Annotated in this window: 16 protein-coding genes, 1 pseudogene and 1 riboswitch; all 17 genes and pseudogenes read left to right on the forward strand. The window is 71.3% G+C overall.

All coding sequences use genetic code 11. The features are described from left to right. Positions 1 to 105: 105 nt before the first annotated feature. The 17 genes and pseudogenes from mfd (at position 106) to ACIPSJ_RS30575 (ending at position 20,892) form a co-directional block, all read left to right on the forward strand. Positions 106 to 3,639 carry a transcription-repair coupling factor gene (gene mfd, locus ACIPSJ_RS30495; protein WP_401350843.1) on the forward strand — a complete coding sequence of 1,178 codons (3,534 nt, stop codon included), beginning with the start codon at positions 106 to 108 and terminating at the stop codon, positions 3,637 to 3,639. 372 nt (positions 3,640 to 4,011) lie between these two features. Further along, positions 4,012 to 4,728, forward strand: a complete 717-nt coding sequence (locus ACIPSJ_RS30500; protein WP_401350845.1) for an HNH endonuclease family protein — start codon at positions 4,012 to 4,014, stop codon at positions 4,726 to 4,728. A 68-nt stretch (positions 4,729 to 4,796) separates the two neighbouring features. Further along, positions 4,797 to 5,058 (forward strand): annotated as a pseudogene (locus tag ACIPSJ_RS30505) (N-acetyltransferase); the annotation flags it as partial. Positions 5,059 to 5,252: 194 nt separating this feature from the next. Beyond that, the gene (locus ACIPSJ_RS30510) at positions 5,253 to 5,867 is read left to right on the forward strand and encodes a hypothetical protein (protein WP_401350846.1); all 615 of its coding nucleotides are present in this window, start codon (positions 5,253 to 5,255) and stop codon (positions 5,865 to 5,867) included. Beyond that, positions 5,864 to 7,402, forward strand: a complete 1,539-nt coding sequence (locus ACIPSJ_RS30515) for a protein kinase domain-containing protein (RefSeq protein ID WP_359212883.1) — start codon at positions 5,864 to 5,866, stop codon at positions 7,400 to 7,402. The genes ACIPSJ_RS30510 and ACIPSJ_RS30515 overlap by 4 nt, the downstream gene beginning before the upstream one ends. Positions 7,403 to 7,480: 78 nt before the next feature. Beyond that, the gene (locus ACIPSJ_RS30520) at positions 7,481 to 8,308 is read left to right on the forward strand and encodes a glycoside hydrolase domain-containing protein (RefSeq protein WP_401350848.1); all 828 of its coding nucleotides are present in this window, start codon (positions 7,481 to 7,483) and stop codon (positions 8,306 to 8,308) included. A 148-nt stretch (positions 8,309 to 8,456) separates the two neighbouring features. Continuing rightward, on the forward strand, positions 8,457 to 9,104 hold the full coding sequence (locus ACIPSJ_RS30525) for a SurA N-terminal domain-containing protein (protein ID WP_359212888.1): 648 nt from the start codon (positions 8,457 to 8,459) through the stop codon (positions 9,102 to 9,104). Between the two features lie 127 nt (positions 9,105 to 9,231). Next, complete coding sequence (locus ACIPSJ_RS30530) at positions 9,232 to 10,254, forward strand: nucleoside triphosphate pyrophosphohydrolase (protein ID WP_401350850.1); 1,023 nt, start codon at positions 9,232 to 9,234, stop codon at positions 10,252 to 10,254. A 27-nt stretch (positions 10,255 to 10,281) separates the two neighbouring features. Next, positions 10,282 to 11,556 carry a cytochrome P450 gene (locus tag ACIPSJ_RS30535; protein ID WP_359212894.1) on the forward strand — a complete coding sequence of 425 codons (1,275 nt, stop codon included), beginning with the start codon at positions 10,282 to 10,284 and terminating at the stop codon, positions 11,554 to 11,556. Positions 11,557 to 11,733: 177 nt separating this feature from the next. Beyond that, positions 11,734 to 12,717, forward strand: a complete 984-nt coding sequence (locus tag ACIPSJ_RS30540; RefSeq protein WP_401350852.1) for a transglycosylase family protein — start codon at positions 11,734 to 11,736, stop codon at positions 12,715 to 12,717. Between the two features lie 197 nt (positions 12,718 to 12,914). Continuing rightward, positions 12,915 to 13,115: riboswitch (cyclic di-AMP (ydaO/yuaA leader) on the forward strand. Positions 13,116 to 13,119: 4 nt separating this feature from the next. Next, on the forward strand, positions 13,120 to 13,800 hold the full coding sequence (locus tag ACIPSJ_RS30545) for a transglycosylase family protein (RefSeq protein ID WP_401350853.1): 681 nt from the start codon (positions 13,120 to 13,122) through the stop codon (positions 13,798 to 13,800). 363 nt (positions 13,801 to 14,163) lie between these two features. Continuing rightward, positions 14,164 to 15,450 (forward strand): phosphopyruvate hydratase, encoded by a 1,287-nt coding sequence (gene eno, locus ACIPSJ_RS30550; protein ID WP_359212902.1) that lies wholly within the window; start codon positions 14,164 to 14,166, stop codon positions 15,448 to 15,450. Between the two features lie 108 nt (positions 15,451 to 15,558). Beyond that, entirely contained in the window at positions 15,559 to 16,035 is a 477-nt protein-coding gene (locus ACIPSJ_RS30555) for a septum formation initiator family protein (RefSeq protein WP_355716255.1), read from the forward strand. A 28-nt stretch (positions 16,036 to 16,063) separates the two neighbouring features. Further along, positions 16,064 to 16,609 carry a DUF501 domain-containing protein gene (locus ACIPSJ_RS30560; protein WP_359212907.1) on the forward strand — a complete coding sequence of 182 codons (546 nt, stop codon included), beginning with the start codon at positions 16,064 to 16,066 and terminating at the stop codon, positions 16,607 to 16,609. Continuing rightward, on the forward strand, positions 16,606 to 17,547 hold the full coding sequence (locus ACIPSJ_RS30565) for a Ppx/GppA phosphatase family protein (protein ID WP_359212910.1): 942 nt from the start codon (positions 16,606 to 16,608) through the stop codon (positions 17,545 to 17,547). The genes ACIPSJ_RS30560 and ACIPSJ_RS30565 overlap by 4 nt, the downstream gene beginning before the upstream one ends. A 441-nt stretch (positions 17,548 to 17,988) precedes the next feature. Further along, positions 17,989 to 19,368 carry an NAD(P)/FAD-dependent oxidoreductase gene (locus tag ACIPSJ_RS30570; RefSeq protein ID WP_359212913.1) on the forward strand — a complete coding sequence of 460 codons (1,380 nt, stop codon included), beginning with the start codon at positions 17,989 to 17,991 and terminating at the stop codon, positions 19,366 to 19,368. A 237-nt stretch (positions 19,369 to 19,605) separates the two neighbouring features. Next, the gene (locus tag ACIPSJ_RS30575) at positions 19,606 to 20,892 is read left to right on the forward strand and encodes a class I SAM-dependent methyltransferase (protein WP_401350856.1); all 1,287 of its coding nucleotides are present in this window, start codon (positions 19,606 to 19,608) and stop codon (positions 20,890 to 20,892) included. The last annotated feature ends 55 nt before the right edge of the window (positions 20,893 to 20,947 follow it).

Below are 20,947 nucleotides of genomic sequence, written 5' to 3' on the forward strand. Positions count from 1 at the left end.
ACAGCCCCGGCGCCCGCGCCCGCGTAGTCGTACGCTGGAGACCCCCCGGTCGCAGCCCGCGCCGGGCACTTCGTGTTGCCCACCCCCCGACGAAAGCCGCCCTGAATGAGCCTGCACGGTCTGCTCGACGCCGTCGTCAAGGACCCCGCCCTCGCGGAAGCGATCAAGGCGGCGGGGGACGGCAACCGCATGCACGTCGACCTGGTCGGCCCCCCGGCGGCCCGCCCCTTCGCGGTCGCCGCCCTGGCCCGCGAGACCGGCCGCCCCGTGCTCGCGGTCACCGCCACCGGCCGCGAGGCCGAGGACCTGGCAGCCGCCCTGCGCACGCTCCTGCCCTCCGAGGGCGTCGCGGAGTACCCCTCCTGGGAGACGCTCCCGCACGAGCGGCTCAGCCCGCGCAGCGACACCGTCGGCCGCCGCCTCGCCGTCCTGCGCCGCCTCGCCCACCCCCGCCCCGACGACCCCGAGACCGGCCCGGTCTCCGTGGTCGTCGCGCCCGTACGATCCGTGCTCCAGCCGCAGGTCAAGGGCCTCGGCGACCTGGAGCCGGTGGCGCTGCGCACCGGGCAGAGCGCCGACCTGAACGAGGTGGTGGAAGCCCTCGCGGCCGCCGCCTACGCGCGCGTGGAGCTCGTCGAGAAGCGCGGCGAGTTCGCCGTCCGCGGCGGCATCCTGGACGTCTTCCCGCCCACCGAGGAACACCCCCTGCGCGTCGAGTTCTGGGGCGACGACGTCGAGGAGATCCGCTACTTCAAGGTCGCCGACCAGCGCTCCCTGGAGGTCGCCGAGCACGGCCTGTGGGCGCCGCCCTGCCGGGAGCTGCTGCTGACCGAGGGCGTCCGCGACCGCGCGCGGGCCCTCGCCGAGGAACACCCCGAACTGGGCGAACTGCTGAACAAGATCGCCGAGGGGATCGCGGTCGAGGGCATGGAGTCCCTCGCCCCGGTCCTCGTCGACGACATGGAGCTGCTGCTCGACGTGCTGCCCAAGGGCGCGATGGCCGTCGTGTGCGATCCGGAGCGGGTGCGGACGCGCGCCGCCGACCTGGTCGCGACCAGCCAGGAGTTCCTGCAGGCCTCCTGGGCGGCCACGGCCGGCGGCGGCGAGGCGCCCATCGACGTCGGCGCGGCCTCCCTGTGGTCGATCGCGGACGTCCGTGACCGCGCGCGCGAGCTGGACATGATGTGGTGGTCGGTGTCGCCGTTCGCCGCCGACGAGGAGCTGGCCGCCGACACCCTCAAGCTCGGCATGCACGCCCCCGAGACCTACCGCGGCGACACCGCGAAGGCCCTCGCGGACACCAAGGGCTGGCTGGCCGACGGCTGGCGCACGGTGTTCGTCACCGAGGGCCACGGCCCCGCCTCCCGCACCGTCGAGGTGCTCGGCGGCGAGGGCATCGCCGCCCGCCTGGACGTCGACCTGGGCGAGGTCGGCCCCTCGGTCGTGCACGTGTCGTGCGGCTCGATCGACTACGGCTTCGTCGACCCGGCGCTCAGACTCGCCGTCCTCACCGAGACCGACCTGTCCGGCCAGAAGGCGGCCGGCAAGGACGGCGCCCGGATGCCGGCCCGCCGCCGCAAGACCATCGACCCGCTCACCCTGGAGCCGGGCGACTACATCGTCCACGAGCAGCACGGCGTCGGCCGCTACATCGAGATGGTGCAGCGCACCGTCCAGGGCGCCACCCGCGAGTACCTGGTCGTCGAGTACGCCCCCGCCAAGCGCGGCCAGCCCGGCGACCGGCTGTACATCCCGACCGACCAGCTGGAGCAGATCACCAAGTACGTCGGCGGCGAGGCGCCCACCCTGCACCGCCTGGGCGGCGCGGACTGGACGAAGACCAAGGCACGCGCCAAGAAGGCCGTCAAGGAGATCGCCGCCGACCTGATCAAGCTCTACAGCGCCCGCATGGCCGCGCCGGGGCATGCCTTCGGCGGGGACACGCCGTGGCAGCGCGAGCTGGAGGACGCGTTCCCGTACGCGGAGACCCCCGACCAGCTGACCACCATCGCCGAGGTCAAGGAGGACATGGAGAAGTCGATCCCCATGGACCGCCTGATCTGCGGCGACGTCGGCTACGGCAAGACGGAGATCGCGGTCCGGGCCGCCTTCAAGGCCGTCCAGGACGGCAAGCAGGTCGCCGTCCTCGTCCCCACCACCCTGCTGGTGCAGCAGCACTTCGGCACGTTCTCCGAGCGGTACTCGCAGTTCCCGGTGAGCGTGAAGGCGCTCTCCCGGTTCCAGACCGACACCGAGGCGAAGGGGACCCTGGAGGGCCTGCGCGAGGGCGCGGTCGACGTCGTCATCGGCACCCACCGGCTGTTCTCCTCCGAGACCAAGTTCAAGGACCTCGGCCTGGTCATCGTCGACGAGGAGCAGCGCTTCGGCGTCGAGCACAAGGAGCAGCTGAAGAAGCTGCGCGCCAACGTCGATGTGCTGACCATGTCGGCCACCCCGATCCCGCGCACCCTGGAGATGGCGGTCACCGGCATCCGCGAGATGTCCACGATCACCACCCCGCCGGAGGAGCGGCACCCGGTGCTCACCTTCGTCGGGCCGTACGAGGAGAAGCAGATCGGCGCCGCCATCCGCCGCGAACTGCTGCGCGAGGGCCAGGTCTTCTACATCCACAACCGGGTCGAGTCCATCGACCGCGCGGCGGCCCGACTCCGCGAGATCGTCCCCGAGGCACGGATCGCGACCGCCCACGGCCAGATGTCCGAGTCGGCCCTCGAACAGGTCGTCGTGGACTTCTGGGAGAAGAAGTTCGACGTCCTCGTCTCGACCACGATCGTCGAGTCCGGCATCGACATCTCCAACGCCAACACGCTCATCGTGGAGCGCGGCGACACCTTCGGCCTGTCCCAGCTGCACCAGCTGCGCGGCCGGGTCGGCCGTGGCCGCGAGCGCGGGTACGCGTACTTCCTGTACCCGCCGGAGAAGCCGCTCACCGAGACCGCGCACGAACGGCTCGCCACCATCGCCCAGCACACCGAGATGGGCGCCGGCATGTACGTGGCGATGAAGGACCTGGAGATCCGCGGCGCCGGAAACCTGCTCGGCGGCGAGCAGTCCGGGCACATCGCGGGCGTCGGCTTCGACCTGTACGTCCGCATGGTCGGCGAGGCCGTCGCGGACTACCGGCGGCAGCTGGAGACCGGCGAGATCGAGGAAGAGCCGCCGCTGGAGGTCAAGATCGAGCTGCCCGTCGACGCGCACGTCCCGCACGACTACGCGCCCGGCGAGCGGCTGCGCCTGCAGGCCTACCGGTCCATCGCCGCCGCCAACTCGGAGGAGGACATCAGGGCGGTCCGCGAGGAACTCACCGACCGCTACGGCAAGTTGCCCGAGCCGGTGGAGAACCTGCTGCTCGTCGCCGGGCTGCGGATGCTCGCCCGCGCCTGCGGGGTCGGCGAGATCGTGCTCCAGGGCACCAACATCCGGTTCGCGCCGGTGGAGTTGCGCGAGTCGCAGGAGCTGCGCCTCAAGCGCCTGTACCCGGGGACCGTCATCAAGCCGGCCGTCCACCAGGTGCTGGTGCCCCGCCCGAAGACCGCGAAGGTCGGCGGGAAGCCGCTGGTCGGACGGGACTTGCTGGGCTGGGTGGGCGAGTTCCTGGCCTCCGTCCTGGGGTCGTAGAACCCCCCGGGGCGCGGCCTCCGCCGGTCTCCTCGACACCGGCCGGCATGCGCGGCGGCGCGCGCAGTGGTGCGTGGGACGAGCCGTGGCGCGGGTGACGAGGCCGCGGCGGGCCGGACCTCGGCCAGGACGCTCCGACGACCGTCACCTTCGCCCCGCGCGGGATCGGCCGGCGTCCCGGCCGGGGGTGAGCCGGAGCGCGGGAGCGCGGCCCGGGCTTCCGCCCGGGGGACAACGGGGTGATGGTCCGGCCGGGTTGGGGGTATCCGTGCTTCTGGGTCCCGGCCGGCCCCGACAACCCGGCCGATAGCGTGGGACCAGCAGAGATCCGCCGGTGCGGAGGCGGACACGGGCAGGAAAGAGGGGGCGCACGTGGCGCGTCTGAAGGGCGGCGCGGTCATCGCCGTCGTCGTGGTCTTCGCCGTAGGCGGATGCAAGGACTTGCAGGACAAGGGGAGTTCGGGAGCCCAGGGCGCCGGGGGCGGGGGCGCGGCGCTGGCCGCCGCCGACGCGCTCACGGTCAAGGGGCGGGCGCCGAAGACCGGTTACTCCCGGGAGAAGTTCGGCTCGGCCTGGGCGGACACCGACTCCAACTCCTGCGACACCCGCGACGACATACTGAAGCGGGACCTGAAGGACGTGAAGTTCACCGACGGCGACTGCAAGGTCTCCTCCGGCGTGCTGAGGCCGGACCCCTACTCCGGCAAGGAGATCACCTACACGCGGGGCCGCAGCCTGGTGGACATAGACCACCTCGTCGCCCTGTCGGACGCCTGGCAGAAGGGCGCCAAGTACTGGGACGCCAGCAAGCGCATAGCCCTGGCCAACGACCCGCTCAACCTCCTGGCCGTCGACGCGAGCGCCAACCGCGGCAAGGGCGACGGCGACACGGCCACCTGGCTCCCGCCCGACAAGGCCTACCGCTGCACCTATGTCGCCGCGCAGGTCGCCGTGAAGAAGAAGTACGGCCTGTGGGTCACCGCCGCCGAGAAGGCCGCGATGAAGAAGGTCCTCGCCGACTGCCCGGGCCAGAAGCTCCCCGCGGGCGGCAACCCCACCAAGGCGCCCTCACGGTTCAAGGCGCACTGACGCAAGGCGCGCTGCCGCACGACGCACTGACGCAAGGCGCACTCAGCCGCGACGGAAACTCCCTCGCCGCAGCCGTGCTGCTGACGGCGATGCCCGACAACGCCCGTGCCCACGGCTTCCGCGAGGTCGTGGCCCCCGTCCGGCCGAGCGCCAAGCACCTGGAACCGCGCACCCCGATGAGCGAGTGCGCGTACCGGGCTGCCCTTCGACACCGAGGGCGACATCGAGGGCGACATCGAGGTGCCCGGCGCACTCACCCCGGTGCGCTGCGAACCCGGGCCCGGCCACGCCGTGTACGTCGAGCCCAACGTGTGGACGCGCCACCCGCTCCGACCCCGCGCCGCGGTGTGCGCGGTCGCGTCCGGCGCTCGGCACGACAACGGTTCGATACAACCCGGACCGCACGTCGGTGTCGGGCCATATGCTCGAAGCGACCATCGCGCGTCCGATGTTGTCCGCGAGCGGACCGCATCGGACGGGCACGTACGCCCTTTTCCGGCAATACAGGCAACACAGGAGCGATCATGCAAGGCCAGGGCCATGCGCAGCCGGTGCAGCGGCCGCCGCACGACGCGGTACTGGTCCTGTTGCGCGTGGTGTTCGTGGCGCTCGGAGTGTTCAGCGCGGGCTTCCTGGCCTGGGCGATGATGCTGCGGCTCGCCGTCGTGACCCGCAGGTCGGTGGATTTCGGCCTGCTGGTGACGGTGATGGCGGCCGACATCCTCAGCGTCGTGCTGCTGGCCAGCGAACCCGGCGAGGAGGTCCACACCCCCGGCGGCTACCTGGGCATCACGCTGCTGTTCGGCGGGCTCCTGGCCACGGTCGTCTACTACCTCGCCGCCGACGTACGCCACTTCCAGCGCCGGCGCGAGGCGTACGCGGCGCAGGCGGCGGCGTACGGCTACCCGCCCCCCGTCTCCCCGTACACCACCACGACGACACCCCTCGGCGCGCAGCCCCCGCACACCCCGCCCCCGCACACCGTGCCGCCGGTCTCCCGGCCGCCGCTCGCCCAGCCCCCGATACCCGCGCCGCCCCAGCGTCCGGCGCCCGCGCGGATCGAGCAGGTGCGCGCCGAGCTCGACGAGCTCAGCGACTACCTGCGCAAGCACGACGGCCGGGACGAGGGCGGTAGATGACCGTGGCCGCGGGACGGGTCGTCGCCGACCGGTACGAGCTGTCCGCGCTCATCGGGCAGGGCGGCATGGGCCAGGTCTGGACGGCGTACGACCAGCGGCTGGACCGGCGGGTGGCGGTGAAGCTGCTGCGCCCCGACAAGGTGGCGGGCGCCGACGCCGACGAACTGCGCCGGCGGTTCCTGCGGGAGTGCCGGGTGACCGCACAGGTCGACCACCCCGGCCTGGTCACGGTGCACGACGCGGGCACCGAGGGCGAGGAGCTGTTCCTCGTCATGCAGTACGTGGACGGCACCGACCTGGCCGGCCACCTCGCCGAGCACGCCCCGTACCCCTGGCCGTGGGCGGTCGCGGTCGCCGCCCAGCTGTGCGCCGTGCTGAGCGCCGTGCACGCGGTGCCGATCGTCCACCGCGACCTCAAGCCGCGCAACCTCATGGTCAAGCAGGACGGCACCATCACCGTCCTGGACCTCGGCGTCGCCTCCGTGATGGACACCGACACCACCCGCCTCACCCACACCGGCACCCCCATCGGCTCGCCCGCCTACATGGCGCCCGAGCAGGCGATGGGCGGCGCGGTCGGCCCGTACACGGATCTCTACGCGCTCGGGGTGCTGCTGCACGAACTGCTCAGCGGGGAGGTGCCGTTCGCCGGCTCCACCTCGCTCGGGGTGCTGCACCGGCACCTGTACGAGCAGCCGGTGCCCGTGCGCCGGCACCGCGCCGAGGTGCCCGAGCCACTGGAGGCCCTGGTGCTGCGGCTGCTCGCCAAGGACCCCCAGCACCGGCCCGCCTCGGCCCAGGAGGTGTACGAGGACCTCGTCCCGCTGCTGCCCGCGCGCGGCAGTCACACCGGGGCGCCGCTGGATCCCACCCGCCCCTTCCTGCGCCCGCACGCCCCTTGGCCGGACCGTGCGCGGACGCCCGCGCCGCAGCCCGCCGCGCCCGTGGCCGCCGTACCCGCCGGGCCCGCGGCGCCCGATGTCGCCGCCGCGGTCGACGAGGTGAAGCGGCTGCTCGGGGAGGGGCGCATCACCCAGGCCGTGGACATCCTGGGCGCGATCCTGCCGGTCGCCGCCGACCAGCACGGCGAGCGCTCCACGGTCGTACGGACCCTGCGCAAGCAGTACGCGGCCACCCTGATGGACGACGGCCAGTACCGGCGCGCGCTGCCCGAGCTGCGCCGGCTCGCCGACGAACGCGCCGCCGAGGCCGGCCAGGCCGACACCCAGTCGCTGCGGTTCCGCTACGAGGCCGCCCAGTGCCTGGAACAGCTCGGCGAACCGGCCGCGGCGCTCGCCGAGTACCGCGCGCTGCTGCCGTACTACGAGAACCAGTACGTGGCCGGCGACCCCCAGCTCGCGCACGAGGTACGGCGCCGGATCGGGCATCTGCTGCTCGCCCTCGGCGACCGGCCGGCCGCTCACGACACGCTCGCGCGGCTGCTGTTCGACGTGGAGCGGCTGCACGGGCCCGGTCACCCGACGGCGGGCGAGATCCGGCGGACACTGCTGTGGCTGGGGCAGGTGCGCGGCTAGCCGTACCGCTCCTGATAGGTTGCCGTCCGTTTTCCTCGAACTTCCTTGCATAGTGAACACATAGGGGTGGGGTCGGCCATGTCCAGCCATCGGCAGTCGAAGAAGCGCAGATACGTCACCTGGGGCGTCGCGGGTGCCGCCGTCCTCGCCGGGGCCGGGATCGCCGCGCAGACCTCCATGGCGGCCACCACCTGGCCCGCCCAGAAGACGTACACCGGCCGGGCGTTCGACACCTGCGCCGCGCCCTCCCTGGCCGCGATGAAGGCCTGGAACACCGGCTTCTACGGCGCCGCCGCCGTCTACATCGGCGGCAAGAACCGCGGCTGTGCCCAGCCCAACCTCACCGCCTCCTGGGTCAAGTCCGTCACCACGGTGGGCTGGAAGCTCATCCCGCTGTACGTCGGCGCCCAGCCGTCCTGCCAGACCGGCTCCAGCCCGGAGAAGATGACGACCGCCAACGCCGCCTCCCTCGGCACCGCGGACGCCACCGACGCGGTCACCAAGGCAGCCGCCCTCGGCATGAAGGCCGGCAGCCCGATCTACCTCGACATGGAGGCGTACGACACGACGAACACGTCGTGCAACAACGCCGTGCTGACCTATGTGCGCGCCTTCGACAAGCAGCTGCGCGCGAAGACGTACCGCGCGGGCTACTACGGCTTCACCAGCTCCAGCGCCAAGGCGATCGCCAACGCCACCGACAAGACGGACCTGCCGGGCAACCTCTGGTACGCGCTGTGGGACAAGAAGAACACCACCACGTCGGACTGGCCGTTCGGAGCGACCCAGTACACCGGGCACAGCCGGGCCCACCAGTACATGGTGAACAGCAAGGAGACCCGCGGCGGTTACACGATCACCGTGGACCGGGACGCCTGGGACGCACCGGTGGCGATCACGGGCTGATCCGCAAACCCTTCCGGGGGGTGGCGCGGCGGTGCCGGAAGCGGCTGTGAATCGTTGGTCGAATGGGTTGGCCAGAGCTTGCCCACTGCCTACCATCGATCACCGCAAGACTTTGTGCACCGTCGCACAATCTCCTCGGGAGGCATCCTTGCACCGCCGCCGTCGCACCGCGCTCGTCCTGTCCGCCGCGATCGCCGCCGCGGCCCCCCTTCTCACCGCCTGCGGAAGCGACGCGCACCCGGGCGCGGCGGCCGTCGTCGGCGGTCAGCGGATCACCGTGGCGCAGCTGGAGAACCGCGTGAGCGAGGTGCGCCGGGCACAGCGCGCGGCGGTGCCGGACGAGACGCAGTACCAGCAGGTGCTCGCCGCCACCAGCAGCCTCACCCGGGACACCCTGTACAGCATGGTCCTCGACCAGGTGCTGCACCGGGCCGCCCAGGACGCCGGCATCGGCGTCAGCCGCAAGGAGGTCGAGGAGATGCGCGCCGGCCTCGAACAGCAGGCCGGCGGCGCCGAGGCGCTGCGGACCGCCTGGCTGCAGAAGTACGGCGTCGCGCCCCAGCGCCTTGACGACAACCTGCGCTTCCAGGTGGAGGCCAAGAAGCTCGCCCAGCTGCTCGGCACCGACACCTCGCAGCCCGTCTTCTGGCAGGCCCTCGCCAAGGCCTCCAAGGAACTGCGCGTCGACCTCAACCCGCGCTACGGCGCCTGGGACGTCCAGAAGAGCAGCCGGGTGGACGCCAAGACGCCGTGGGTACGGGAGGTCACGACCGGCGGGACGCAGACGTCGGCGTAGCCCCGGGGGAGCGGGCCGGTGGTCCGGCGGCCCGATGGCAGGGACGGGCAGTCGTACGATCACTTGATCATCCCCGTCCTGTGGACGAACCGCGAGGTCGGCGGCGGTCGTGCGTTACGTTCGGTGCGTGAACACCACCAGGCCCGAACCCGTCACCCCGGAACCCTCTCCCGCCCCCGAGGCCGCCGAGACCGGCCGCGTCGTGCTGCTCACCACCAGCCACCGGGTCGCCCCCGGCCTGCTGTCCTGGCCCGCCTGGCAGGCGCTGCGGGCGGCGGACCGGGTGCTGTGCGCGGACGGCGCGCATCCGCAGCTGCCCTATCTGCGGGAGGCCGGCATAACCGTGCACGAGGCCGCCCCCACCGCCCAGGAGCTGGTCGACGCCTGCGCCGGCGGCCGCACGGCGGTGGTCGTCGCGACCGGTGAGGGCGAGCCCGCGCTCACCGACGGCCTGGCCCGCCTCGCCGGCTCCGGCCGGGTCCACATGCCCGAGCTGGAGCTGCTCCCCGCCTCCTACGACCTGCCCGGCGCCCGCCTCCTCGACCTCGTCCAGGTCATGGACCGCATCCGCGTGGAGTGCCCCTGGTCGTCCCAGAAGACCCACAAGGGGCTGGCGAAGTACGCCATCGAGGAGGCGTACGAACTCGTCGAGGCGATCGAGGACGGCGACCGCGACGAACTCCGGGAGGAACTGGGCGACGTGCTGCTCCAGGTCGTCTTCCACGCGCGCATCGCGGAGGAGGACCCCGACGCCCCCTTCTCCGTCGACGACGTGGCGGGCGGCATCGTCGCCAAGCTCATCCACCGCCACCCGCACGTCTTCGGCGACGAGACCGCCTCCACCCCGGAGGAGGTCAAGGAGCACTGGCTGCGCACCAAGGCCCAGGAGAAGCGCCGCGCCTCGGTCACCGACGGCGTCCCCCTCGGCCAGCCCGGCCTCGCCCTCGCCGCCAAGCTCACCTCCCGCGTCCGCACGGCCGGCCTCGACGTCCCCCTCCCGGCCGGCGAGGGCGTCGGCTACGACCTGCTCGCCCTCGCCGCCCGCGCCGAGGCGGACGGCGTGGACCCCGAGGCGGCCCTGCGCGCGGCGGCCCGGGCCTACCGGGACGCGGTACGGGCGGCGGAGGGGGTGGAGGGCGTGGAGGGCTGACCGCCGGCCACCCGGTACCGTCGACAAGTGACCCACCAGCCCCGCCCCGACGACACCGCCCCCGAGCTCTTCACCTGGGAGTTCGCGAGCGACCCCTACCCGGCGTACGCGTGGCTCCGTGAGCACGCGCCCGTTCACCGGGCCACGCTGCCCAGTGGGGTGGAGGCGTGGCTGGTGACCCGTTACGCGGATGCCAAGCAGGCGCTCGCCGACCCCCGGCTCTCCAAGAACCCGGCGCATCACGACGAGCCGGCGCACGCCAAGGGGAAGACCGGGATCCCGGGGGAGCGCAAGGCCGAGCTGATGACGCATCTGCTGAACATCGACCCGCCGGACCACACCCGGCTGCGGCGGCTGGTCAGCAAGGCGTTCACGCCGCGCCGGGTGGCGGAGTTCGCGCCCCGGGTGCAGGAGCTGACCGACCGGCTCATCGACGGGTTCGCGGAGAAGGGGGAGGCGGACCTCATCCACGAGTTCGCCTTCCCGCTCCCCATCTACGCCATCTGCGACCTGCTGGGCGTCCCGCGCGAGGACCAGGACGACTTCCGGGACTGGGCGGGAATGATGATCCGGCACGGCGGCGGGCCGCGGGGCGGGGTCGCGCGGTCGGTGAAGAAGATGCGCGGCTATCTGGCCGAGCTGATCCACCGGAAGCGGGAGGCGCTGCCCGCCGAGGCCGGTCCGGGCGAGGATCTGATCTCCGGGCTCATCCGGGCCTCGGACCACGGTGAGCACCTCACCGAGAACGAGGCCGCCGCGATGGCCTTCATCCTGCTGTTCGCCGGGTTCGAGACGACCGTCAACCTGATCGGGAACGGGACGTACGCCCTGCTCACCCACCCGGAGCAGCGGGTCCGGCTGGAGGACTCCCTGGGCGCCGGTGAGCGCGGTCTGCTGGAGACCGGCGTCGAGGAACTCCTGCGCTACGACGGGCCGGTGGAGCTGGCCACCTGGCGGTTCGCCACCGAGCCGCTCGGCATCGGCGGGCAGCGCATCGCGGCCGGCGACCCGGTGCTGGTCGTCCTCGCCGCGGCGGACCGGGACCCGGAGCGGTTCGCCGAGCCGGACACCCTGGACCTCTCGCGGCGGGACAACCAGCACCTCGGATACGGCCACGGCATCCACTACTGCCTGGGCGCCCCGCTCGCCCGTCTGGAGGGCCAGACCGCGCTCGCCACCCTCCTCACCCGGCTGCCCGATCTGCGACTCGCGGCGGATCCGGACGAGTTGCGCTGGCGCGGCGGGCTCATCATGCGCGGACTGCGCACCCTTCCGGTGGAGTTCACCCCCGTCGCCCGGTAAGTCACCGGTAGGCCCGTTACCAGCCAAAGGTGACCAGCACTCAAGTCTGTGATCTTCACGTGATCTGCGCGGCATTAACTTGTGACAAGTGATCGTCTGCCTATACGTTCACCCATCAGTGCGGCGCCCTGCGGGACCCGCCGCACCGGTCACCGCTGTCGCTCGAAAGGTTTCCGCATGCTCTCCGGGAACGGTCGTCACCGTCGCCCCCGTCAGGCTCCGGCCCTGCTCGTCGCGGCCGGAGTGACCGGCTCCGCCATCGCCCTCCCGCTGCTCGGGGCGGCGAGCGCCAACGCGGCCGACGGCACCACCTGGGACCAGGTGGCCAACTGCGAGAGCGGCGGCTCCTGGAGCATGGACACCGGCAACGGCTACTACGGCGGCCTGCAGATGTCGCAGGACGACTGGGACACGTACGGCGGTACGCAGTACGCCACCACGCCCGACCTGGCGAGCCGTTCGCAGCAGATCGCGGTCGCCGAGAAGATCCTCGCCGACCAGGGCACCAAGCCCTGGCGGACCTGCGCCCTGCTCGCCGGGCTCTCCTCGGACGACGCCTCCGTGAACGTCGACCCGGGCGACGGCGGATCGGATGATTCGTCCGGTTCCTCCGACTCTTCGGACTCGTCCTCCGGGCTGTCGGACTCGTCCTCGTCCTCGGGCTCCGACTCCTCCTCGGACGCCACGGACTCCGGGGACGCCTCCGCCACCCCCTCCCCGAGCGCGAGCGCGAGCGGCGACTCCAAGACGGACACTCCAACCAAGTCCACCAAGACGGACAAGTCGGAATCCTCCAAGTCCGACACCTCGAAGGTCGACGAGAACCCTGTAGTGCCCCAGACCGACGACTCGGACAATTCGTGGCAGACCGGCGGCTCTTGGAGCCTGGTCGACACGGGCACCGCGAGCACCGGCGGCAAGCACCGCGGCGGCTTGGCGGACGAAAGCGCGACAAACGGTCAGAAGACCACCTCCTCCGGGCGTCACGCCTCCCGCGACAGCGGCACCTACACCGTCCGGGACGGCGACACCCTCGCCTCCATCGCCGACTCCCTTGACCTCGACGGCGGATGGCGTGCGCTCTACGCCGCGAACAAGGCGGACATCGGCGCCGACCCGAACGCCATCGCTCCCGGTCAGACCCTGAAACTCAGCAGCTAATCGGGCGAAAAGCGGCGGGAGTTGGCGCCCCGCTTCGAGTCGAATGTCCGGTTTGGTGAAAGTGTGGGATGAGTCTCAGAAGCCCTGATCATCTTTGAAATTCACCTGATGCCCTGTTTACGGTCAAGGCCGCTCGTCACCACGAGCCCCGGCCGTCGCAACGCCGAGTCCTGCCAGCGGCCGTCCGGGAACAGTCGTCGCGTCAAGCGCCGTAGGCAGGAGCGGGGGACCCAAGGTAAGTGCCGGGTCCGGCAGTTGAGCCCTCAGGGGCCTCATGGCCGAAAGGCCGCCGGAACCGGCTCGGGGTGAAGTCGCGCACCGACAGACAGGTGTGCGGCCGGGCAACTCAACCGGCCCGAACCCGACAGCTCACCTCGCAGGCGTCGGTGAGGGGATCGATCCATGCTGTTTTCCGGCAAGGGCAAGCACCGCCGTCCGTCCAAGGCCGTCCGCGCCATCGCCGTCGCCGGGGTCACCGGCGTCGCCGTCGCCGCCCCGCTGATGGCGGCCGGCAGCGCCTCCGCCGCTACCGCCTCCGAGTGGGACACCGTCGCCCAGTGCGAGTCCGGCGGCAACTGGTCCATCAACACCGGCAACGGCTACTACGGCGGCCTGCAGTTCTCCGCCTCGACCTGGGCCGCGTACGGCGGCACCGCCTACGCCGCGCAGGCCAACCAGGCCACCAAGGCGCAGCAGATCACGATCGCCGAGAAGGTCCTCGCCGCGCAGGGCAAGGGCGCCTGGCCGGTCTGCGGCACGGGCCTGTCCAGCGCCACCTACACGGGCGGCAGCACCGGCTCCTCCAACTCGACGAGCACCGGCACCAGCACCCGCTCGACCGACACCCAGGCCGCCTCCCGCTCCGCCGAGCGTCCGGCCGCCAAGAAGACCATCACCACCCCGACCGGCAAGAAGGTCAAGAAGGGCGACGGCGAGTACAAGGTCGTCAAGGGTGACACCCTCAGCTCGATCGCCGAGAAGCACAAGGTCAAGGGCGGCTGGCAGGCGCTGTTCAAGCTGAACAAGGACATCGTCGACGACGCCGACTTCATCTACCCCGGCCAGCAGCTGCACCTGAAGTAGGACACAGGCGGACCGCCCCAAGAAATACGGGGCGCCCAGCTGAACCACAGCCCCTTCACAACCGTGGTCCTCATAGTGGGGACCACGTGAGGGTCACCCCCGTCCCCCACGGGCCCCCGCCTCGGTGCGTTTTCCCCCGTACGCACCGGGGCGGGGTTTCTCTTTGGCCGGTTCTTCTCCCGTTCTTCATCCGGCCCCCCTTTGTTCCGAGGGTGAACAATAGATACCGTCTGTCCTTGTCCACGGGACGGTCGGTCGACGGCCGACGGCCCCGGGGCGGTTAGGCTCTAGTCGCAAGGCTGAGCAAGGGCCGACAAGGCCCGCGTGCGCCCCGCACAACCAGCGTCACATCCCAAGAAGGAGATGCTCGTGCCGTCCATCGACGTCGTCGTAGCCCGGGAAATCCTGGACTCCCGAGGCAACCCCACGGTCGAGGTCGAGGTCGGCCTCGACGACGGCAGCACGGGTCGTGCCGCCGTTCCGTCCGGCGCCTCCACGGGTGCCTTCGAGGCCATCGAGCTCCGTGACGGCGACCCCAACCGCTACCTGGGCAAGGGCGTCGAGAAGGCCGTCCTCGCCGTGATCGAGCAGATCGGCCCGGAGCTCGTCGGCTACGACGCCACCGAGCAGCGCCTCATCGACCAGGCGATGTTCGACCTGGACGCCACCGACAACAAGGGCTCGCTCGGCGCCAACGCCATCCTCGGCGTCTCCCTCGCCGTCGCGCACGCCGCCTCCGAGGCGTCCGACCTGCCGCTGTTCCGCTACCTCGGTGGCCCGAACGCGCACCTGCTGCCCGTCCCGATGATGAACATCCTCAACGGCGGCTCGCACGCGGACTCCAACGTCGACATCCAGGAGTTCATGATCGCCCCGATCGGCGCGGAGTCCTTCTCCGAGGCGCTGCGCTGGGGTGCCGAGGTCTACCACACCCTCAAGAAGGTCCTGAAGTCGAAGGGCCTGGCCACCGGCCTCGGCGACGAGGGCGGCTTCGCCCCGAACCTCGGCTCCAACCGCGACGCCCTCGACCTCATCCTGGAGGCGATCAAGCAGGCCGGGTACGTCCCCGGTGAGCAGATCGCGCTCGCGCTCGACGTCGCCGCCTCCGAGTTCTACAAGGACGGCAAGTACGAGTTCGAGGGCAAGTCCCGCTCGGCCGCCGAGATGACCGAGTACTACGAGGAGCTCGTGGCGGCCTACCCGCTCGTCTCCATCGAGGACCCGCTGTTCGAGGACGACTGGGCCGGCTGGAAGGTCCTCACCGACAAGCTCGGCGACAAGGTGCAGATCGTCGGCGACGACCTGTTCGTCACCAACCCCGAGCGCCTCGCCCGCGGCATCGAGGAGGGCACCGCCAACGCCCTGCTGGTCAAGGTGAACCAGATCGGTTCGCTCACCGAGACCCTGGACGCCGTCGAGCTCGCCCAGCGCAACGGCTTCAAGTGCATGATGTCGCACCGCTCCGGCGAGACCGAGGACGTCACCATCGCCGACCTCGCCGTCGCCACCAACTGCGGCCAGATCAAGACCGGCGCCCCGGCCCGCTCCGAGCGCGTCGCCAAGTACAACCAGCTGCTGCGCATCGAGGAGATCCTCGACGACGCGGCGGTGTACGCCGGCCGCTCCGCGTTCCCGCGCTTCAAGGGCTGAGCCCGCTAGAGGGTAAGCCTTAGCCAGTCGTACGTACGTCCCCGTACCCGGTCCCGTACCGTGTCCGGGGACGTACGCGCGTATCAGGGTGACCAGGGAGGCGGGGACATGGCCGTGAAGGACCGGGACCGGTTCTCCACCGCGACCAGGCTCAAGCTGCTCGGCGAGCAGACGGCGGCCCGGGTCTACCGCTCCCAGACCCGGCGCCAGGCCCGCCGCTCCCGGCTCACCGGCCGCGCGGCGCTGCTCGCGATCGTGCTCTGCACGATGATCGTCGCGCTCGCCTACCCGATGCGGCAGTACGTCTCCCAGCGCGCCGAGATCGCCGATCTCGAACGCCGGCAGCAGCAGGCCCGGCAGCGGGTCGAGCAGCTGCGGGACGTCAAGGCGCGCTGGCAGGACGACGCGTACGCCGAGCAGCAGATCCGGCAGCGGCTGCACTACGTGATGCCGGGCGAGACCGGGTACGTCGTGATCGACCCCGGTACGGCCAAGCAGGCGCACGCCTATCTGGGGGCGGCCGACCGCCCCTGGTACGCGAACGTCTGGGACGGCGTCGACAAGTCCGACGCGTCCGACCAGTGAACCGACAGAAAGCCACGCCGAACCAGTCATGCACACGCCTCCACCCTCCACCCCGCGTACCGAGCCGACCGACGCGGACGTCGAGGCCTTCAAGCAGCAGCTCGGACGGCCGCCGCGCGGACTGCGGGCGATCGCGCACCGGTGCCCGTGCGGGCAGCCGGACGTCGTGGAGACCGCGCCGCGGCTGCCGGACGGGACGCCGTTCCCGACGCTGTACTACCTGACGTGCCCCAAGGCCGCGTCCGCCATCGGCACCCTTGAGGCCAACGGCGTGATGAAGGAGATGACGGCGCGGCTGGAGAGCGACCCCGAGCTGGCCGCCGCCTACCGCGCCGCGCACGAGGACTACATCCGGCGCCGGGACGAGATCGAGGAGCTGACGGGCTTTCCGAGCGCCGGCGGCATGCCGGACCGGGTGAAGTGCCTGCACGTGCTCGTCGCCCACTCCCTCGCGGCGGGACCGGGCGTGAACCCGCTCGGCGACGAGGCGATCGCGATGCTGCCGGAGTGGTGGGCCAAGGGGGCGTGCGTGACACAGCCCGGACCGCGGTCGGCCGAGGGGGACGACAAGTGACCCGCGTCGCCGCCATCGACTGCGGCACGAACTCCATCCGTCTCCTCGTCGCCGACGTGGACCCGGGGACCGGTGAACTCGTCGACCTGGACCGCCGTATGACGATCGTGCGGCTCGGGCAGGGCGTCGACCGCACCGGCCGGCTGGCCCCCGAGGCGCTCGCGCGGACCTTCGCCGCCTGCCGGGAGTACGCGGCGGTGATCAAGGAGCACGGCGCGGAGCGGCTGCGGTTCGTGGCCACCTCCGCCTCCCGGGACGCCGAGAACCGCGACGAGTTCGTGCGGGGCGTGCTGGACATCCTGGGCGTGGAGCCCGAGGTCATCACCGGTGACCAGGAGGCCGAGTTCTCCTTCACCGGCGCCACCAGGGAGCTGGGCGGCCGCGAGGACCTCGCCAAGCCGTTCCTCGTCGTGGACATCGGCGGCGGTTCGACGGAGTTCGTGGTCGGCGAGGAGCACGTGCGGGCCGCGCGGTCCGTGGACGTCGGCTGCGTGCGGATGACCGAGCGGCACCTGGTGCACGAGGGGCACGTCAGCGACCCGCCCACCGAGGCCGAGACCGCCTCGATGTGGGCCGACATCGAGCGCGCCCTCGACCTCGCGGAGGAGACCGTACCGCTGCGCGAGGCGCGCACCCTGGTCGGTCTCGCCGGCTCCGTCACCACCCTCTCCGCGATCCACCAGGACCTCCCGGCCTACGACTCCGCCGCCATCCACCACTCCCGCATCCCCTACACCCGGGTCCGGGAGATCACCGAGTGGCTGCTCCGCTCGACGCACGCCGAACGCGCGGCGATCCCCTCCATGCACCCCGGCCGCGTCGACGTCATCGCCGCCGGCGCCCTCGTCCTCCAGTCGATCATGGAACGGGTGGGCGCCCAGGAGGTCGTGGTCAGCGAGCATGACATTCTGGACGGCATCGCCTGGTCCGTCGCCTGACCCACAGGTCGGCGTGATCCAACCTCGGATGAGCATGCGAAACGACGGGTGAGCGCCCCGAACGGCCTATGGCACGCCGTGCCACGACATCCCGCCGGAAAACTTCGTGAAGTTCTTCACAAGGAATTCGGCGCAGGTGAGGGGTCCGGAGGGGTGTCTTGGTCCGTTCGAGGGCTCAACGGGCCCGAGCGGACGCTCAGGAGAGCGTCACGGGGGTGTTCCGGGAGGTGCTCGTGAGGGTGACATCGGGTGCTCTCGCGGTGCCCCCGGAAGCCTGGAGCGGCAGCTCACGCGGCATTGACAACGGGTCGTATCGGAAGTGGGTTCCCGCTGTTGACCATGACCTGTGTCACGTGGGCGGCGGAGTGTAGCACGACCCCTGTGGAAGCTTGTGAAGGGGCGCACGAGCGCCCCCCTCGGGGCGGGTGGATACTCGATGCCATGAGCACCACGGAGCGTCCCAGGATCCTCGTAGTAGGCGGTGGGTACGTAGGCCTGTACGCAGCTCGGCGCATTCTCAAGAAGATGCGCTACGGCGAGGCGACCGTCACGGTCGTCGACCCCCGGTCGTACATGACCTACCAGCCCTTCCTCCCCGAAGCCGCCGCCGGCAGCATCTCCCCTCGGCACGTCGTCGTCCCGCTGCGACGCGTGCTGCCGAAGGCGGAGGTCCTCACCGGCCGGGTCACCACCATCGACCAGGACCGCAAGGTCGCCTCGATCGCCCCGCTGGTCGGCGAGGCGTACGAGCTGCCCTTCGACTACCTGGTGATCGCGCTCGGCGCGGTCTCCCGCACCTTCCCGATCCCCGGCCTCGCCGAGCAGGGCATCGGTATGAAGGGCATCGAGGAGTCCATCGGCCTGCGCAACCACGTCCTGGAGCAGCTGGACAAGGCCGACTCCACGACCGACGAGGAGATCCGCCGCAAGGCGCTCACCTTCGTCTTCATCGGCGGTGGCTTCGCGGGCGCGGAGACCATCGGCGAGGTCGAGGACATGGCCCGCGACGCGGCCAAGTACTACAAGAACGTGTCCCGCGAGGACATGCGCTTCGTGCTCGTCGACGCCGCCGACAAGATCCTTCCCGAGGTCGGCCCCAAGCTCGGCCTGTACGGCAAGGAGCACCTGGAGAGCCGCGGTGTGGAGATCTACCTCTCCACCTCGATGGACTCCTGCGTCGACGGCCACGTGGTGCTGAAGAACGGCCTCGAGGTCGACTCCAACACGATCGTCTGGACGGCCGGCGTCAAGCCGAACCCGGCGCTGGCCCGCTACGGTCTGCCGCTCGGCCCGCGCGGTCACGTGGACACCGCCCCCACCCTCCAGGTGCAGGGCACCGACTACATCTGGGCCGCGGGCGACAACGCCCAGGTGCCGGACGTCGCCGCCCGCAAGGCCGGTGTGGAGAACGCCTGGTGCCCGCCGAACGCGCAGCACGCGCTGCGTCAGGCCAAGGTCCTCGGCGACAACGTGGTCTCCGGCATGCGGGGCTTCCCGCAGAAGGAGTACAGCCACGCCAACAAGGGCGCGGTCGCCGGTCTGGGTCTGCACAAGGGCGTCGCGATGATCGTCCTGGGCAAGACGAAGATCAAGGTCAAGGGCCGTCTGGCCTGGTACATGCACCGCGGCTACCACGGTCTGGCCATGCCGACCTGGAACCGCAAGATCCGCATCTTCGCCGACTGGACGCTCGGCATGTTCCTCAAGCGCGAGGTCGTGTCCCTGGGTGCCATGGAGAACCCCCGCGAGGAGTTCTACGAGGCCGCCAAGCCGGCGCCGGTCGCCGCGCCGAAGGCCGAGGAGAAGGCCAAGGCCTCCTGACCCGGTAGCCGAACCGGTCGCTGAACCAGCGGAACCAGCTGTACCAGCTGAACCGATCGAAGGGCCTCCCGCCATCCGTGGTGCGGGGGGCCCTTCGGCGTTCCCGGGGCCCGCACAACTACATGTTCGCTACATCTTTTTTGCCCAGTCGTAACTCCTTTGCGGGACTGCGCTGCCGCCCCCACGGTGTTTACGTGGTAACCGGCATCCGGGATCGATGTCTTGGAGGTGTGCGCCATGGCCGACGCCGCGTCGCGGCTGAGGAGTGTTGCCGAGCAGGTGCTGGGAGTCCCGCTCCCGGTACGGCTGCGGGCCTGGGACGGATCGCAGGCCGGGCCGCCGGACGCGCCGACACTCGTCGTGCGCAACCGCCGTGCCCTGCGCCGCATGTTGTTCAAGCCGGGTGAACTGGGCATGGCCCGCGCCTGGGTCTCCGGCGACCTGGACATCGAGGGCGATCTCTACAGCGCCCTGGCAGCGATCTCGGGACTGATCTGGGAGCGCGACGAGGGCGGCCGTACGCTCACGCAGGCGCTGCGCGACCCCGCCGTGCGGGCCGCCGTCCGGGAGCTGCTGAGACTCGCGGGACCGCCCCTCCCGCCGGCCCCGCCCCGCGAGGAGATGCGCAGACCCCGCCATCTGCACACCCGCCACAGCGACAAGCGGGCCATCAGCCACCACTACGACGTCGGGAACGACTTCTACGAGATCGTCCTCGGCCCGTCGATGGTGTACTCGTGCGCCTACTGGGCGGACGACAGCACCCTGGAGACCGCCCAGCGCGACAAGCTCGGACTCGTCTGCGCGAAGCTCGGTCTGACCCCCGGTCGGCGGCTGCTCGACGTCGGCTGCGGCTGGGGCTCGATGGCGATCCACGCGGCCCGCGAGCACGGGGTGAGCGTCGTCGGGGTCACCCTCTCCCAGGAACAGGCCGCGTACGCCCGTAAACGGGTCGCTGACGAGGGTCTGACGGACCGGGTGGAGATCAGGGTCCAGGACTACCGGGACGTCAGGGACGGGCCGTACGACGCGATCTCGTCGATCGGGATGGCCGAGCACGTGGGCGCGGAGCGGTACCTGGAGTACGCGCGGAGCCTGTACGGGCTGCTGAAGCCCGGCGGGCGGCTGCTCAACCACCAGATCGCCCGGCGGCCGCAGCGCGACGAGTCGGCGTACGACGTGGACGGCTTCATCGACGCCTACGTCTTCCCGGACGGCGAGCTGGCCCCGATCGGCACCACCGTCACCCAGCTGGAGCGGGCCGGGTTCGAGGTGCGGGACGTGGAGTCGATCCGCGAGCACTACGCCCGCACCCTGCGCCGGTGGGTGCTCAACCTGGAGGGCGACTGGGCGCGGGCCATGCGGCTGACCAGCCCGGGGCGGGCCCGCGTCTGGCGGCTGTACATGGCCGCCTCCGCCCTCGCCTTCGAGCACAACCGCATCGGCGTCAACCAGGTGCTGGCCGTCCGGACCCCTGAGTCGGGCGCCTCCGGGCTGCCGCTGCGGACCCGTACCTGGAACTGACGACGCATACGAGAGGGGCCCCACGGCGCGTGTGGGGCCCCTTCGCGTACCTACC

This window comes from Streptomyces sp. NPDC090088 (assembly GCF_044747345.1).
Lineage (GTDB): Bacteria > Actinomycetota > Actinomycetes > Streptomycetales > Streptomycetaceae > Streptomyces.